A 14,042-nucleotide genomic window follows, 5' to 3' on the forward strand; every position below is an offset into this window, starting at 1 on the left:
TACATGACGCGATGCGGAGCCGAACCTCCTGAGTTCGGCTCCGCCGCCAGGACGTCTAGTAACGGTGGTCGCGGACCTCAGGTTGATTCCGGTGATCCCGGACGATGCCGACGCTTCCCAAGATTTTGTGTTCGGCGCGCCCGTTGCGCCGCCGGCAGCTGGTATTTGCTCGCCGGCGCTGACGCCGCTGAAGTTTCCGGTGTGAACGCCCCTCAAGCAGCTTCCGACGTTGATCTCGCACGCTGCTCGAGCACGCCGATCGTCGAGACCAAATTGTCGCGCCGGGCGCGAAGGTTCAGTGCGAGAAGCGGATATTCCGGCTGATGCACGTCGAACACGCGCGCTCGGGCTTCTTCCTCGAGAATGTCGGTGTTGATGAGTCGAACGCGCCACCACAAATCGGCGATCAACCCATCGAGCCGGAGTTCGCCGGCAGCACCAGAACGGGACATATCTTGCATCGCTTGCCTCAACCTGAAACGGCCTCTCTACCAAGGCCGGAGTTTGGTCCTGACTGAGCAAGCAGAGTGCCAGCAATGGGCGGGCACGATCTGGTTCCGGAATTAAGCTCGGGGCTGCGCATGACGAACTGCTGAACGGACGCTCCTGTCGATCCTCCGCGTTGGCGGCGGAACGGTCGTTGACCCTCGAAACGTCTCGGCTTAGCGTTTCGTCTTGGGAAGCACCATCCTGCCCTGTGTAGCAATGCCACCCCACTTGGCAGACCAGCTGACTTCCGGGGCGGAGGATCGCTTGATACCCTTCTGATCCCACGCCCCCTGCAGCGCAAACAGGGCGCCTTGGGGATCGACACATCGCACGATCCAGCAACCATCGGGCAACTCGATTGGTTCCTGGAGAACCCGACCCCCGCCAGCATTGATCCGCCGGGCCGCCGCGCCGACGTCCTCGACATTGAAGTAATGGAGCCAACACGCCTGCGATACGCTCGGAAGCTTGGTGAGCATGCCTCCGATCGTCTGCCCGGCCGCCGAAAACAACTCGTACACGCTTGCCGGGCCGGCGTCGGCGGAGGCCCGTTGCCAGCCGAGAAGCTCGCCGTAAAACGGAAAGACCTTGCTTCGGTCTTCGGCCAGCAACTCGTGCCAGCCGACGCGCCTGGGCTGGTCCGGCCCGCTCGGTTGCGATTGGCCATATGTCAGCCCGGTGACCAGCGCAAAGGTCGCTCCTTGCGGATCGGCGACCACTGCAATGCGGCCGATGTTGCTGTCGGTCGGCGATACCAGGATCGCGCCTCCAAGCCGGCGGATCTGCGCGGTCCTCGCATCCATGTCATCGACGGCGACGTAGCCGAGCCATCTCGGCGTAGCTCCCATTCGCACCCCCTCTTCGGGGAGATCCATAAGCCCGACGACCGGAGCTTCGCCCGCAGTCAGCAGCGAGTAAGCCAATTCCGCGCTCGACGCATCTTTCACGGCCCAGCCGACGACCTCCGCGTAAAAAGCAGCCGCCGACGGCATGTCCGTCGTCAGAAGCTCGTACCAAACGAAGCGTCCGGGTAGATCGACCAAGCTAGCTTCCCCGTTCGAGCGGGCAGACCATTGCGCACTGCATCATGCGCCGCAGCCCGGTGTCATCGACAGGAACTTACCGCGATGTCGTTCATGAAGATGAATGCGATCTGAACGAGCGCCACTACATTTCGTGTTCACGTGAATCTTGCCCGCTTTGATTGCTCGGCGTAGCATCATTGCACAAGATCGTTCTTCCAACCATGGAGGATGCGGCCATGCGACGAACGAAGCAAGCTTCGAAAAAGAGGCGAATGACCAAAGCCGCGGTCCCGGCGCTCGGATTCGCCGGACTGACTTTTTCGCTGGCGGGAAGCGCGATGGCGTCCGCGGTGCCGCCAAGCGAGCCTCAACAAAGACCGAACTTCGCGCCCGGCCAGTTCACCACGCTCAACGAGGAAGAACTCGCCGACGTCAACCTCGCCACCTTCCATCTCGCCACCGATGAGAGAAGCTTAAGCGGAGTGCTGCTCGCGCGCGGATGCGGTGGCTGTCGTGGCTGCGGCGGTTGCCGTGGCTGTGCGGCCAGAGGTTGCGGTGGCTGCAGAGGTTGCGCAGGCTGCAGAGCCTGTCGCTGCGGCGTCGGATGCGGTGGCTGCGGCGTTGGCGTGATCGGCGTACCAGTGGCATGCACAGGGTGCTGTGCGTCATGGGGCCGCTGCCGCTGGTGCTAGAAAGCAGCACTCCCTGACTGTGTGTCGACAGGTCGCGATTTCATTGGCCGGGCTCGCAAACGACCCGGCCAATTTGCTGTTTTTGTTACAGCGTTCGCTGCGCCCGGCTGGTCAGCTTGCCGATGGCGAGCGAGTGTGTTCCAACTTATCCGAAGAAGAAGGCCGGTGGTCGAGCTCGGTGCACAAGTCGGGCCAGGCCAAGCGTTCGTCGCGCGCCGGCAATCGGGATGACGGGAACAGGATCGGCGTGCTGACCCGATGACAGTCAAGCGAAAGAGCAGCGCTACGAAGCAAACCCGCAAGGACATCTTGCGATTCGCACCGAACTTCACCGCCTATCTGCTTCCTCCCAATGTGGTCTGTCTCTATTCCGAGAACCGCAAGTTCTTCCTGCACGGCGATCTGTATTGCGCTGTGGCGAGCGCGATTGGAAAAAACGGCAAGACTGCGCCGGAAATCATCCGCCTGCTTTCGAAGAGTTTTCCCGTTGCCGAGATCGAGGAAGCCATCAGGCGGTTGCTGGAGCGCAAGTCCGTCATCAGCGGAGCATCGCACGCATTTGCAGGCGCCGTTAATGGATATTGGGCAAGCCTCGGCCTGCCTCCCGAGGTCGCCGAAGAGAATCTGCGCAATTGGCCTGTACGGGTGGAATCGATCGATGTCAAAGGCGCGAGCGAACTGAGCGCGGCGTTGAGCAAGCTCGGGGTTCGAATCGCCAAGCGGTCGCCCCGACTTATCATCACGCTTGTGAACGATTACCTCGAGCGGCGGCTCGCCGAGTTGAACGGCGAACGCGTGACCGCCGGGACGCCCTGGCTGCTGGTCCAGCCGTCCGGCGTGTTTCCGCTGGTGGGACCTGTGTTCATGCCGGGCGAGAGCGCCTGCTGGACCTGCCTGCACGATCGCATGATCCGCAATCGCGAGATCAAGGGGTTTCTCGACCGCGGAGTGGCGCAAGCGGTCGCAATATCGCCCCTGGTCAGCGACACCGTAGGACAAACCGGGATCCACTTCGCTGCGGTTGAAATCGCGAAGGCGATCGCCTCCGGATTTCGCACTGATCTCAGCGATCATATCGCGAGCTTCGACCTGACCGGGGCTGCGATCGTCAAGCACTACGTCGCGAAACGCCCGCAATGCTCGACCTGCGGCAGCAAGAAGCTCAAGAATCCACGACGGGCAGCAGTGCCGATCGAGATTGCCGAGGGCAGAAAGCTCGTCATGACCAGCGGCGGACACCGCACCGTGACGTCGCGAGCCACCGTGGCACGGTACCGCAAACACGTCAGTCCGCTGACCGGCGTGGTGTCGCGGCTCGAGCGGATCGAGGCCGATCTGCCGATGAACACCAATTTTTTCGCCCACCACAATTTCTCTGCGCCGGCCTGGAACGTCGACCAGCTCAGGTCCGGCCTGAGCGGCGGCAGCTTCGGCAAGGGCTCCACGGCCGAGCAGGGCGAGGCCAGCGCGCTGATGGAAGCGATCGAGCGCTACTCGGGCATTTTCCAGGGCGACGAGATCAGGACAAAGCGCCGCTTTGCCGATTTCGCTCCGGGTGACGCTCTTCTTCCCAACGACGTCCAGTTCTTCAGCGACATGCAGTTTCAAGACAGGCATGCCCCGCAGCCGGACGATTCACATCCGGTTCCAGAACCGTTCGATCCCTCGACCAGGACCGAATGGTCGCCGGTCTGGTCGTTACGCGACAAGCGTTTCAAATATCTTCCGACGGGCCTTTTGTATTTCTTCTATGGCGGCTTCCACACGGATTCCAACGGATGCGCGGCCGGCAACACCCGCGAGGAGGCCATCGTTCAAGGCTTCCTCGAACTGGTCGAACGCGATGCCTACGCGATCTGGTGGTACAACCGCGTCCGGCGCGCCGAAGTGGACCTTACGCAATTCGAGGATTCCTATGTGCGGGATCTCCAGAGCCAGTTTGCCGACGCGGGGCGACGGCTCTGGGTGCTCGACATCACCAGCGATCTCGGCATTCCCTCCTACGTTGCGATCATGCACTGGATGCAGAACGGACACGAGAATATCGAGTTCGGGTCCGGCTCGCATTTCGACCGCCGCATCGCCTTGCTGCGTTCGCTCACCGAGCTGACCCAGTTCATGTCGATTGGCATGATGAGCGGCGGAAGCGGCGAGAAACCGTCGCTTGACGGTGTCACGCCGCTGCGGCTGGACGATTATCCGTTCCTGATCCCGAGCGACAATCCGATCATCCCGCCGGCACCTGACCTCGAGGTTCACGCCAATACGCGCCACCAGGTCAATGCCTGCGTCGAGATTGCCGCCGGCGCAGGATACGATTTCCTCGTGCTCGACCAGACGCGACCCGACGTCGAGGTCCCCGTCGTCAGGGTGCTCGTTCCGGGCTTGCGGCATTTCTATCGCCGCTTCGGGCCCGGCCGGCTTTACGATGTCCCGGTGAAGCTTGGGCTGCTGGATCGCCCGCGACTGGAAAGCGAACTGACTCCGTTCCTGCCACACACCTGAAGGCTGGCCTCGTTGCACGTTCCCCGGAAAAAGCCGACGAGGAAGATCACACCGATCATCGCCGCCCGACTGAACGGCCGTTTCTCCCTTCAAATGCAGGCCGACGGAAGCATTGCCGCGGTCTCGGGCGATTATTCGGTCGGTCTGGGACAATTCAACGCCGCGGCGATCGCTCGCGCGGGGCATCTCGCCTCCGGCCTGCCGCTCGCCTCCCTTGCCGGCAAGAGTGTCCTCTCGGGACAAGTTCATGTTCTGGTGCGGCGACTGGCGCAGCATGGGCTGCTCGACTATCGCCTGTTCTCTCCCCGTGACGCGCAAGATTTGGTGGTCATCGAGCCACAGGTCGCCGAATACTGGCCGCAACGCGCGAAGCTATCGAGCAGCGATACGATCGTGTTGTCGCGCTTTGCCTATCTGCGCCGGCGCGGCAACGAGATGGTGCTGGAATCGCCGCGCGCCGGCGCGCTGTTCCGGATTTGCGATCCCGTCGTCGCCGCCACGCTGGCTGCCCTGTCGCAGCCGCAGAAGATCAGCAAGCTTCGCAAGCAGGTGCCTTCCCTGAACCTCGATCTGCTCGGACTGCTGCTCGACAGCGAGATGCTGATCAAGCTCGATACGAAGGACAGAGACGGCCTTCGAGCGAACGAAGGCAACCGCAATCTCGTTCTCTGGGACTTCCACGATCTCGTGTTTCACACGCGGAGCACGGAGGGCCGGCATACCGATCCGGTCGGCGGCGCGTACGCCCATGCGGGGATCGTTCCGCCGTTGCCCGCGGTGCGCCCGCCCTGGCCCGGCAAGAAAATCTCCCTCGGCAAATTCGCCACGCCAGACCCGGCGTCTTCCTTTGCTAAGCTGTTGCGCGAGCGCCATTCAACACGGGATTTCGACGACCAGCATCCGATCACACTCACCGAGCTCGCGCAGTTTCTCGACACGACCGCCCGCGTGCTGTCGAAATGGAAGAGCGGCGCAGATGTCAACGGTGGCCTTGAGGTCGCCTACAGCTCAAGGCCGTATCCGGCGGCAGGCAGCGCCTACGAGCTGGAGTTGTACCTGACGGTCTCGAACTGCGAGGGGCTTGCGCGCGGACTTTATCACTACGACGCCGGTGGCCACGCACTGGTCGCGATCGACGCCTCCGCCCAGCAACTCCAGGCGCTTTCAATGGCCGCCGAGTTTGCCATGGGCGCATCCGGTCCGCCGCAAATCCTGATCACGATCGCCGCGCGGTTCGGGCGGATCTCCTGGAAATACAGCGCGATCGCGTATTCGCTGATCCTGAAGGACGTCGGCTGCATGATCCAGACGTTCTACCTGGCAGCAACCGATATGGGCCTCGGCGGCTGCGCCATCGGCACTGGCAATATCGATCTGTTTGCAAAGATGACGGGGCTCGAATTCCACGTCGAGGGCCCTGTCGGTCAGTTCGCGCTCGGACGCGGCAGGAAGCCAGCGAGCCTAGGCTAGAGGACGATATTTTTTGGATGTTGCCGTTTGGACCGTGCGCAAAAATGGTGCGCCATTCAGAACAAAACTACGAACTCATATATAATTGAAATTCAATTCTATTCGAAAGAGGCCGGACTGGAGGCTAGGTCCGCCGCGCATCTGCCAAGGCCTGCGGCTCGACCAGCAAACCTTGTCGTTCGTAACGGCCACGGGTCGTGCTGAAGCGCACGACCACGGCATGTCGAGTGCTGTTCGCTTTCACGCGCCGCGTCAGCAAGGCATCGCCCGCCGGCAGAAACTCGAGATCGCCGAGGCCAACGCAGCGCAGGCACGCCGGGCCAGGATTCTCCATTATCAACAGATCGCCGGTGCCGCCGCACCGATGGCATCGCCACTCCGCGTTCAATGGCTGGACGACCACCAGTTCCGGCGCGCGGCTTGCCTTTTCCGCCAGGCGCTCACGCTTCTTCTCGGAAAGCTCCGGTGACACCCAATGTGTTCGGTATGACGCTTCGATCGCAGGATTTCCGCTTCGGCTGAAACGCAGCCTCTGGCGTCCCACCGTACGGGCAACATACACCATCTCGCTGGCAGATAATCCCTTGGCCACCGCCCACGACCGGAATAGCCGCATAGCTTCCGAGATTCGCGGCGGATTGGTTCGGACAACCTCCTCCAGGCAGCCGATCTGGCCGCGGCGCCAGCGCTCCACCGCTTCTGGATCAAGCCAACCGAGCTCAAGGAGAATGTCGATGCTGCTCACAACGAGCCGGGCGGCAAGCGCCGTTTCAGCCGCTCTGGCGACACGATCAGCAAGTGGAACCCGATTCTTCCGGCTCATTTTTTAAGTCGAACTCGCTATGCCGGGGTGGAAAGCAAACTTTATCCGTCCAGCGCCGACGCATGCGCCAGGTCCTCTCGTCGCTGCTTGGCACGCCGCTCGTAGCTGGCCTGGTTCTTGGTCGCGATCAGCGTGTGGGGGCTGCCGCGCCTTTCCGTCGTGAGGTCAAGGTCACACGCCGTACTCCGAACGCTTTGCTCGACATGGGTCCTTCGATCCTGGATCGCCTTCAGGCGCCATTGCTGTTGATCCGGCGCGGCCAGGAACGCGCCCAGTCGGCGGCACTCGTCACATGTGCATTTGAGCGGGTTGGTCCTGGTCCAATCCCGTGGTGCCTCCAGCGGCAGGGCGATGCGCCTGCGCAAATGGTCGAGAGACGCCTCGCGGAGCCGCCGCACCGCCGGCCAAACCCTGCTCTCCACCAGCTTGGCAAACGCGCGAGCGGCGGGGACCAGCACGTCGTCTGGTTTGTATGTCTTCGGCCAAGCCAGCAGGTGCTCGATCGCTCGCGCCGCGAGCCCCGCGTCGATCCGGCTTGTCGCCGTCACAAGATCGACGACGAAGCCCGGCTTCACCGGCGTTGGCCGGGTCCAGGTGTCTACCCGCTCGCTCTTGGTCGGATCGCCCGGCAAGGCCTCTATCAAGGCTGCGCCGATCTGCTCCAGGTCGCCCGTCGCACCCGTCGGCGCCGCGACGCATCGCTGCAGCAGATCGCCGCAGGCACTGAGATGGGCCGAAGCGCTATGCCTGACGATCCGGACCAGCAGCTCCGTTGCGCGCGGGGCCGGAAGAAGCGCGGCGGCGCGCACGATGGCGGCGTTGTCGGGCGCAGCGTAATGGCCTTCGGCGGATCGCTCGGCGAGAAACGAATCGATGCGCGCCACGTTCCCCAGCCGGACCTGCAAATCGAGCATCCGGCCGGCTTCGGCGTCGTCGTCCGCCCGCCAGGACGAGCGCGACCAGGAGCGCAGCATGTGCCCCGAAAGCTCATCGGCCTCACGCCACAACGGCGACTGGATCGATGCGTTGCTCGTCTCCCAGCGCGCCGTCAGATCTTCGAGATACGGCAGCGTGATGCGGAGGCCGGCCTGATTGAGCACCGCGAGCCTCCGCGCGATCGGCCACAACACGAAGCCGGCACGGCGATAGGTACGCTCGAAGGACGCGCCTTCGTTGCCTGTCGCTTCGTGAAAATGCTGCTCGTCCGGCGTCAGATCCTCAAAGGCATCGGGCGGGCAGAGCTCGTCCTCGGCAAATGGAAAATCGTCGAACCCGGCCTCGCCGCGATCCGGACGCCGCCACTCGGACAGGATCAGCGCCCGGTCAATGACCTCGGCGGCCTCAAATTCTTCTTCGTCATCCTCCTCCTCGTCGCGACTCCAGCGACGACGGCCGTGGTAGCCGGTATGTTCGGCGCTGCCGCTTTCCTCGATCGACACGAGAGCGAGGTGGAGATCGCAATCCGCCTCTGCGGCCGCTTTGGCCAGCACGGACGCAATACCCGCATCGGCACCCTTGAGTGCCCCGAACGACAGTTCCGTCGGCGTATAGGCGTGCTCCAAGGGCAGGATCAGCTTATCGGGCTCGTCCTCCGCGCTCGCCCAACTCCGCAGCAGCTCAACCACGCGCCCGTGCTCCGCGCGATAATCGGGCGCCTTCAGCTGACGCCTCTTGCCGGCGAAATGCAGGTTATAGACGAGCGTCAGGCGACATCCCTTCTTCACGGGACGCACTTCATGCAGGCAGTCGGCATAGAAGGCCGCGAAGCCGATCTCCGACGGCTCCTCCGGACATAGGTCGAGCACCACCTCCCGGCCGAGATGCTTTACGACCAACTCGCCGCCGCTGTGGGCCGAGGGCAGCACCAGCACCATCGTCGCGAACATGCCGGGCACCTTCTCGGTATCGCGGTGATCGACGAAGAAGCCGCCGGGGTCGTAGACAAGAAGCTTATAGAAGTCGGCCGCAACCGGTTCGCTCACGCCAAGCCCAAGGGCTATGTCGGCGACGAGTCCGGCCAGGGTCTTCTCCCAGTGACGCCCTCCAATCCGAACCTTGGCCGGATCGACCTGCCAAGTTCTCCGGACTTTGCGATCGACCACCGTCTCCTCGCCGCGCCCATGGGGAGCTTCCTCGGCGATCGCGACGAGCCGCTCGGCTTGTACGGGCAGAATCGGAAACGCGATCCTTCCCACGCCGTCGACATCGATCGCCGGCATGAAGATCTCCCGAATTCCACCGATACAAAAGTCGCCCGGACGCTCGACGGAACGAAGACTGTTGAGCAACGCGGTACCGATCGGCGACATGGCAACTCCCTGCAAGCTGGACAGCGTTTCGTGAACGATCGACACGTCGACGCGCTGGGCCTTCAGGAAATTATACGCAGCGAACGCACGCGTGTGAAATCACGGTCATGCGTCACCAGGGCGGCCGCGTTGATCGCCAATGCGCTGGCCGCTTGAACAGCGTCTGCCAGCTTGAGGCGGAGCGACGCCCGCAGCCTCGCAGCACTTTCCGCAATGTCGATGTCAAGCGCGATCGGTTGCCACGATTCGAGGATCGCACGGTAACGCTGCGCGAGCGCGTCATCACGTGCCTGCAGGGGCCCGGTCAGCACCTCGGCGACGGTGATGGTCGTTACGGCGAAGCGCAGACGCCCAGCTCCATGGGCTTCGAAGAGCGGCTTGAAGCGCGGTCCGAATTTCGTGTGTCCCTCGAGAAAGTAGATGATGGGCGCCGAATCGACGAGAACGAGCGCATCCTCCGGCAGATTTCCAAAATCTAGCGGTTCCATTCGTCACGCAGCTTTCGAAGCGTACGGGTGCTATTCTTCCCCCATAGCCCATGTCCGGATCCTGCGACGGTCATCAGCGACTGCTGGCGAATGGCAGCGCCATACGCCTCGATCGGCACTAACGCTGCAACCGGACGGCCATGTCTGGTAATGACCGTCGAACGGCCCTTCTCGGCTGCTTCAAGAAGATCCGGGAGCTGATTGCGGGCTTCTTCCGCGCCTTTACGCAAGATGGGGTTCACTGCGCTTCTCTCCTAAAGAACCGTACAGCACCGTACAGATTCAGTCAACATCCGGCCGCCCGAGCCTCTCGGACCTTCGCTGGAATTTTCCATACCGCATTTTTGCGGCCGCGAGGACGACGACGAAGGGCGGCGCCATGACGGCATCGAACCGGAACGAGCTCGATGATTGGACGGGAGAACGATATGCGGGCTTCCCTTTGCTGACAAAAATCGATGGAGGTTCGAAATCGCCAGTCTTCCAGCGGTATCCGCAGAGTTCGCTGTTTTGATCTGAATGCTAGGTTGATGGTGCCCAGGGGCGGAATCGAACCACCGACACTGCGATTTTCAGTCGCATGCTCTACCAACTGAGCTACCTGGGCGTGCTCCAAAGAGGGGCCAAAGCCCATCGAGCGGGCGGTTTATAGTGGGCTGAAGGCTGCCTGTCCACCCACGCTTCGCCTTCGGCCGAGCGGGCGCGCGGCCTGGCTGTGCACAAGCTGGGGCGGCTTTGCCGCGGCTGGCTCGCGGCACATCGGTGAGAGAAGCAGGCGATTGATATTACTTGCTTATTCTTCACCATCCGTCTCATCGTCGCGGCCGGGGATGACGTAGGAGCCCTTCAGCCAGCGATTCAGATCGACGTCGCGGCAGCGCGGGGAGCAGAACGGACGGGTGGCCTCGGACTGCGGCTTGCCGCAGATCGGGCAGGTTTTGAGGGGGCTAGCGGGCTTTTTCACCTGATCGTCCATAAGGTGCGCAGCTTACACGGGGTGAGGGAGTTCAAGAGCGTGTCGGCAAAGGGGTTCCTCCGGCCGAAGCGTAGGCAGGAGCGGCTGTTCGGCTTACACGGCGGTGGTGTTGAGCCAGCCGAAGCGGATCGGGAAACCTTCGCCGCCGAGCAGCGTGGTGGTCTCGTAGAGCGGCAGGCCGACCACGTTGGTGTAGGACCCCACCATTTTGACCACGAACGAGCCGGCGATGCCCTGCACGGCGTAGCCGCCGGCTTTGCCGCGCCATTCGCCGGAGCCGATATAGGCCTGGATGTCGTCCTCCGAGAGGCGCTTGAAGCGGACCCGGGTCTCCACCAGGCGCTGGCGGAAGGCCTCGCGCGGCGTCACCAGGGTGATCGCGGTGTAGACGCGGTGGTTGCGGCCCGACAGCAGCCGCAGGCACTGCGCGGCCTCGTCGACCAGATTGGCCTTGGGCAGGATGCGACGGCCGACCGCCACCACGGTGTCGGCGGAAAGGATGAAGGCGCCGCGCAGCTCGTCGTCGAGCTGCACCGATTTGAGCGCCGCATCGGCCTTGGCCCGCGCGAGCCGGTTGGCACAGGCGCGCGGCAGCTCGCCCCGCTTCGGCGTCTCGTCGACGTCGGCGGGCCGGAGTGCGTCCGGGTCGATGCCGGCCTGGTTGAGCAGCGACAGGCGCCGCGGCGAACCGGAGGCAAGAACGAATTTGGGGCGGCCAAGCATCAGGTGATTTGGGGATGAAGCAGGGGGTGAATTGCGCGCGGAACCTATCGGAAGGGGGCTGATTTCACAACCCGGGAACCCGGACTTTACTGATTCGACGGGCACAGGATGCGTGTGCCTGCGCTCTGTGACGCGGGTGTTACGGACGCGGAATGCTACCCGTTCGCCGCGCCCACCTTCGAAAACCGCCGGCGGATGCGCAGCATGAGCTGGTCGCAGACCTCACGGTAGGCAGCCAACTTCTGGTCGCGGCTGCCTTCGATGGTGGTGGGATCCTGCGTCGGCCAATACTCGACGTCGGCGGCGAGCGTGCGGGTCAGCTCCAGCGCCTTGTGGTGCGCCTCCGGCGACAGCGTGATGATGAGGTCGAAATTCAGCCCCTCCCAGTCCTCCAGCTCCTCGAAGGTCTGCGGCTTGTGGGTGGAGATGTCCTGGCCGAGCTCAGCCATCACCGACACCGCGAACGGATCGAGTTCGCCGCGCCTGGCGCCGGCCGACTTCACGTAGAGCCCTTGCGGAAACATGTGCCGCAGCAGGCTCTCGGCCATCGGCGAGCGCACGCTGTTCATCGCACAGGCGAACAGCACCGATTGCGGATCGCGTGCGCGTGGCGGACCCGCCATCGCGCCTAGCCCTTCCAGTGCAGAACAGTAATGAGCGTGAACAGCCGGCGCGAGGTTTCGAAATCGATCCGCACCTTGCCCTTCAAGCGCTCCTGCAGCGTACGCGATCCCTCGTCATGGATGCCGCGGCGGCCCATGTCGATGGCCTCGATCTTGTCCGGGGTCGCGGTGCGGATCGCCTGGTAGTAGCTGTCGCAAATCATGAAATAGTCCTTCACGATCCGGCGGAACGGCGTCAGCGACAACAGATGGGCGACCACGGGCGTGCCGTCCTCGCGGCGGATGTCGAACATCAACCGGCTGCCGGTGATGCCGATATGCAGCGTGAACGGCCCCTTCCCGTCGGCGCCCTCGGGGGCGAACAGGTTCTGCTCGATCAGATCGTAGATCGCGATCGCGCGCTCATGCTCGATGTCGGGCCCGGAACGGCCGATCGAGTCCTCGTCGAGCGTGACGCCGACGATGCGATTTTGCGAGTCGTCCTGTTCGGGCGGCTGGGTCATGACAAATTGAGGCGCAATCCGATCGAGCGCGAATGGGCATCTAGCCCTTCCGCCTTACCGAGAATCATCGCAGCCGGACCCAGCGCACGCAGCTGATCCGGGCCGCATTTCAGGATCGAAGTGCGCTTGAGGAAATCGTGCACCGAGAGGCCCGAAGAAAATCGCGCCGAGCGCGCCGTTGGCAGCACATGGTTGGAGCCGCCGACATAGTCGCCGATCGCCTCCGGCGTATGCGCGCCGAGGAACACTGCGCCGGCATTGCGGATCTTTGCAGCGAGCGCGTCGGGATCTTGCGTCATGATCTCGAGATGCTCGGCGGCAATGGCGTCGGCAAGCGGAATGGCGGCGTTGAGATTCTTCACCATGATGATGGCACCGAAATCGGCCCACGAGGCGCTGGCGATCGCGGCACGCGGCAGCGTCTTCAACTGCGCCTCGACCGCCTTCTCGACATCGGCGGCAAGACGCGCGGAATCGGTGATCAGGATCGACTGGGCGCTGGCATCGTGCTCGGCCTGTGCCAGCAGATCGGCAGCGATCCAGTCGGCATTGCCGGTGTCGTCTGCGATGACAAGCACCTCGGAGGGACCGGCGATCATATCGATGCCGACCTTGCCGAACACCAGCCGTTTTGCCGCGGCGACATAGGCGTTGCCGGGACCGACGATTTTTGCGACCGGCGCGATCGTCGCGGTGCCATGCGCGAGCGCGGCCACGGCCTGCGCGCCGCCGACGCGGTAGATCTCGCTGACGCCGCCGAGCTTTGCTGCCGCCAGCACCAGCGGATTGAGCTTGCCGTCGGGCGAGGGCACCACCATGACGAGACGCGCCACGCCGGCGACCTTTGCCGGCACCGCATTCATCAGCACTGAGGAGGGATAGGCCGCGGTGCCGCCGGGCACGTAGAGGCCGGCGGATTCGATCGCGGTGTAGCGCCAGCCGAGCTCGACGCCGAGCGGATCGGTGAAACGCTCGTCCTTCGGAAGCTGGCGACTGTGATAGGTCTCGATGCGGTCGCGCGCGAGCTTGAGCGCGTCCAGCGTCGCGGCATCGCAGGCTCTCACCGCGGCCTCGATCTCGGCGGCGGTGACGCGCAGGCCGGATGCATCCAGCGTCAGCCGGTCGAACTTCGTCGTCGCCTCGAGCAGGGCCGCGTCGCCACGCTTGGCCACGTCGTCGACGATGGCACGCGCGGCAGCCTCGACGTCGGCCGAGGCCTCGCGCTTTGCGGCGAGGAAGGCCACGAATCGCTGGTCAAAATCGGCGCTGCTGCGGTCGAGACGAACGGGGCATCTTGGCTTCTAACTGGTTCTTGGGGGCGCGGTTTGGCTCACCGGGCCCCTGCTCAATGGCGCGGCGGGAAAGCTGCGTCAACCCTTGGCTCAACCCTTGGAAGGCGGCGTTCCGGCGCGGGCC

The 14,042-nt window shown here is 63.6% G+C and carries 15 protein-coding genes and 1 tRNA gene; 4 read left to right on the top strand and 12 right to left on the bottom strand.

Translation table 11 applies throughout. The features are described from left to right. The first annotated feature begins 64 nt into the window (after nt 1-64). Nucleotides 65-205 (top strand): hypothetical protein, encoded by a 141-nt coding sequence (locus ACVWYI_RS36655; protein WP_247351281.1) that lies wholly within the window; start codon nt 65-67, stop codon nt 203-205. A gap of 7 nt (nt 206-212) precedes the next feature. Here ACVWYI_RS36655 and ACVWYI_RS36660 read toward each other — a convergent pair whose 3' ends face one another. Both ACVWYI_RS36660 and ACVWYI_RS36665 read right to left on the bottom strand, forming a co-directional pair. Next, entirely contained in the window at nt 213-461 is a 249-nt protein-coding gene (locus tag ACVWYI_RS36660; protein ID WP_247351282.1) for a hypothetical protein, read from the bottom strand. A gap of 201 nt (nt 462-662) precedes the next feature. After that, on the bottom strand, nt 663-1,532 hold the full coding sequence (locus ACVWYI_RS36665; protein WP_247351283.1) for a VOC family protein: 870 nt from the start codon (nt 1,530-1,532) through the stop codon (nt 663-665). A gap of 717 nt (nt 1,533-2,249) precedes the next feature. Between ACVWYI_RS36665 and ACVWYI_RS36670 the strand changes: the two genes are divergently transcribed. From ACVWYI_RS36670 to ACVWYI_RS36680, 3 genes are all read left to right on the top strand, one after another. Next, nucleotides 2,250-2,468, top strand: a complete 219-nt coding sequence (locus ACVWYI_RS36670) for a hypothetical protein (protein ID WP_247351285.1) — start codon at nt 2,250-2,252, stop codon at nt 2,466-2,468. Continuing rightward, nucleotides 2,465-4,711, top strand: a complete 2,247-nt coding sequence (locus ACVWYI_RS36675; protein ID WP_247351286.1) for a TOMM precursor leader peptide-binding protein — start codon at nt 2,465-2,467, stop codon at nt 4,709-4,711. Before ACVWYI_RS36670 ends, ACVWYI_RS36675 begins: the two co-directional genes overlap by 4 nt. 93 nt (nt 4,712-4,804) lie before the next feature. Continuing rightward, nucleotides 4,805-6,181, top strand: a complete 1,377-nt coding sequence (locus ACVWYI_RS36680; RefSeq protein WP_247351481.1) for a SagB/ThcOx family dehydrogenase — start codon at nt 4,805-4,807, stop codon at nt 6,179-6,181. Between the two features lie 124 nt (nt 6,182-6,305). On the opposite strand, the gene ACVWYI_RS36685 is transcribed toward ACVWYI_RS36680, so the two are convergent. From ACVWYI_RS36685 to hisD, 10 genes are all read right to left on the bottom strand, one after another. Then, a complete protein-coding gene (locus ACVWYI_RS36685; RefSeq protein WP_247351287.1) occupies nt 6,306-7,004 on the bottom strand; it encodes a hypothetical protein in 699 nt (232 codons plus the stop codon). A gap of 41 nt (nt 7,005-7,045) precedes the next feature. After that, the gene (locus ACVWYI_RS36690) at nt 7,046-9,358 is read right to left on the bottom strand and encodes a 2OG-Fe(II) oxygenase (RefSeq protein ID WP_456664416.1); all 2,313 of its coding nucleotides are present in this window, start codon (nt 9,356-9,358) and stop codon (nt 7,046-7,048) included. 17 nt (nt 9,359-9,375) lie between these two features. Next, entirely contained in the window at nt 9,376-9,801 is a 426-nt protein-coding gene (locus ACVWYI_RS36695) for a type II toxin-antitoxin system VapC family toxin (RefSeq protein ID WP_247351291.1), read from the bottom strand. After that, on the bottom strand, nt 9,789-10,043 hold the full coding sequence (locus tag ACVWYI_RS36700) for a type II toxin-antitoxin system Phd/YefM family antitoxin (protein ID WP_247351293.1): 255 nt from the start codon (nt 10,041-10,043) through the stop codon (nt 9,789-9,791). Before ACVWYI_RS36700 ends, ACVWYI_RS36695 begins: the two co-directional genes overlap by 13 nt. Before the next feature lie 289 nt (nt 10,044-10,332). Further along, a tRNA-Phe gene (locus ACVWYI_RS36705) sits at nt 10,333-10,408 on the bottom strand. Between the two features lie 186 nt (nt 10,409-10,594). Continuing rightward, on the bottom strand, nt 10,595-10,777 hold the full coding sequence (gene yacG / locus ACVWYI_RS36710; protein WP_247445257.1) for a DNA gyrase inhibitor YacG: 183 nt from the start codon (nt 10,775-10,777) through the stop codon (nt 10,595-10,597). A gap of 93 nt (nt 10,778-10,870) precedes the next feature. Next, on the bottom strand, nt 10,871-11,500 hold the full coding sequence (locus ACVWYI_RS36715) for a Maf-like protein (RefSeq protein WP_247445258.1): 630 nt from the start codon (nt 11,498-11,500) through the stop codon (nt 10,871-10,873). Nucleotides 11,501-11,655: 155 nt separating this feature from the next. Then, complete coding sequence (locus ACVWYI_RS36720; RefSeq protein WP_247351297.1) at nt 11,656-12,123, bottom strand: arsenate-mycothiol transferase ArsC; 468 nt, start codon at nt 12,121-12,123, stop codon at nt 11,656-11,658. Nucleotides 12,124-12,128: 5 nt separating this feature from the next. Further along, nucleotides 12,129-12,626 carry a UPF0262 family protein gene (locus ACVWYI_RS36725; protein WP_247351299.1) on the bottom strand — a complete coding sequence of 166 codons (498 nt, stop codon included), beginning with the start codon at nt 12,624-12,626 and terminating at the stop codon, nt 12,129-12,131. Next, nucleotides 12,623-13,870: a histidinol dehydrogenase gene (hisD, locus tag ACVWYI_RS36730; protein WP_456664417.1), complete on the bottom strand. Its 1,248-nt coding sequence runs from the start codon at nt 13,868-13,870 to the stop codon at nt 12,623-12,625. Before hisD ends, ACVWYI_RS36725 begins: the two co-directional genes overlap by 4 nt. Nucleotides 13,871-14,042: the final 172 nt, after the last annotated feature.

The organism is Bradyrhizobium sp. LB13.1 (assembly GCF_054056815.1).

Bases quoted from the DNA above. Each gene is read 5' to 3' on its own strand.
- ACVWYI_RS36660 (WP_247351282.1), bottom strand. From the start codon at position 461: ATGCAAGATATGTCCCGTTCTGGTGCTGCCGGCGAACTCCGGCTCGAT.
- ACVWYI_RS36675 (WP_247351286.1), top strand. From the start codon at position 2,465: ATGACAGTCAAGCGAAAGAGCAGCGCTACGAAGCAAACCCGCAAGGAC.
- ACVWYI_RS36680 (WP_247351481.1), top strand. From the start codon at position 4,805: ATGCAGGCCGACGGAAGCATTGCCGCGGTCTCGGGCGATTATTCGGTC.
- ACVWYI_RS36685 (WP_247351287.1), bottom strand. From the start codon at position 7,004: ATGAGCCGGAAGAATCGGGTTCCACTTGCTGATCGTGTCGCCAGAGCG.
- ACVWYI_RS36695 (WP_247351291.1), bottom strand. From the start codon at position 9,801: ATGGAACCGCTAGATTTTGGAAATCTGCCGGAGGATGCGCTCGTTCTC.
- yacG (WP_247445257.1), bottom strand. From the start codon at position 10,777: ATGGACGATCAGGTGAAAAAGCCCGCTAGCCCCCTCAAAACCTGCCCG.
- ACVWYI_RS36715 (WP_247445258.1), bottom strand. From the start codon at position 11,500: ATGCTTGGCCGCCCCAAATTCGTTCTTGCCTCCGGTTCGCCGCGGCGC.
- ACVWYI_RS36720 (WP_247351297.1), bottom strand. From the start codon at position 12,123: ATGGCGGGTCCGCCACGCGCACGCGATCCGCAATCGGTGCTGTTCGCC.
- ACVWYI_RS36725 (WP_247351299.1), bottom strand. From the start codon at position 12,626: ATGACCCAGCCGCCCGAACAGGACGACTCGCAAAATCGCATCGTCGGC.